The sequence below is a fragment of the Fundidesulfovibrio magnetotacticus genome, from assembly GCF_013019105.1.
In the GTDB taxonomy this organism is placed as follows: Bacteria; Desulfobacterota; Desulfovibrionia; order Desulfovibrionales; family Desulfovibrionaceae; genus Fundidesulfovibrio; species Fundidesulfovibrio magnetotacticus.
Window position 1 is genome coordinate 1 of record NZ_BLTE01000044.1, and the last position, 1,182, is coordinate 1,182.

At 65.3% G+C, this 1,182-nt stretch carries 1 protein-coding gene; it reads right to left on the minus strand.

The features are described 5' to 3' along the window. Positions 1 to 1,182 (minus strand): elongation factor Tu (tuf, locus tag NNJEOMEG_RS20215; RefSeq protein WP_173087282.1); only part of this gene is annotated, 1,182 nt, incomplete at its 5' end.

The following is a 1,182-nucleotide window of genomic DNA, read 5'->3' on the forward strand; positions in this document are numbered from 1 at the left end:
CTACTCCATGATCTCGGTCACGACACCGGCGCCGACGGTACGGCCGCCTTCGCGGATGGCGAAGCGCAGGCCGGTCTCCATGGCGATGGGGGCGATCAGCTCGACGTTGAAGGTGGCGTTGTCGCCGGGCATGACCATCTCGACGCCTTCGTTCAGGGTCACCACACCGGTCACGTCGGTGGTGCGGAAGTAGAACTGCGGGCGGTAGCCGGAGAAGAACGGCGTGTGACGGCCGCCCTCTTCCTTGGTCAGGACGTACACCTCGGCCTTGTACTTCTTGTGGGGCTTGATGGACCCAGGCTTGGCCAGAACCTGGCCGCGCTCCACGTCTTCGCGCTTGATGCCGCGCAGCAGCACGCCCACGTTGTCGCCGGCCTGGCCCTGGTCGAGCAGCTTGCGGAACATTTCCACGCCGGTGCAGGTGGTCTTCACCGAGTCCTTGATGCCCACGATCTCGACTTCCTCACCCACCTTGACGCAACCGCGCTCCACACGGCCGGTCACCACGGTGCCGCGGCCGGAGATGGAGAACACGTCTTCGATGGGCATCAGGAAGGGCTTGTCGATGTCGCGCTGCGGCTCAGGGAAGTAGGAGTCGCAGGCGTCGAGCAGCTCGTAGATGGGCTGGGCGTCGGCGCTCTTGGCGTCGTCGCACTCCAGGCCCTTCAGGGCGGAGCCCTTGATCACCGGGATGTCGTCGCCGGGGTAGCCGTACTTGGAGAGAAGCTCGCGCACTTCCAGCTCCACCAGCTCCAGCAGCTCGGCGTCGTCCACCAGGTCGACCTTGTTCATGAACACCACCAAGTGGGGCACGCCGACCTGACGGGCGAGCAGGATGTGCTCACGGGTCTGGGGCATGGGGCCGTCGGTGGCGGCGACCACCAGGATCGCGCCGTCCATCTGGGCCGCGCCGGTGATCATGTTCTTGATGTAGTCGGCGTGACCGGGGCAGTCCACGTGCGCGTAGTGGCGCGTGGCGGTCTGGTACTCCACGTGGGCCGTGGCGATGGTGATGCCGCGCTCTTTCTCTTCGGGAGCCTTGTCGATCTGGTCGAAGGCCACGTACTCGCCGAAGCCGCGCATGTGCGAAAGCTTCGTGATGGCGGCGGTCAGCGTGGTCTTGCCGTGGTCGATGTGACCGATGGTGCCGATGTTGACGTGCGGCTTGTTGCGCTCGAATTT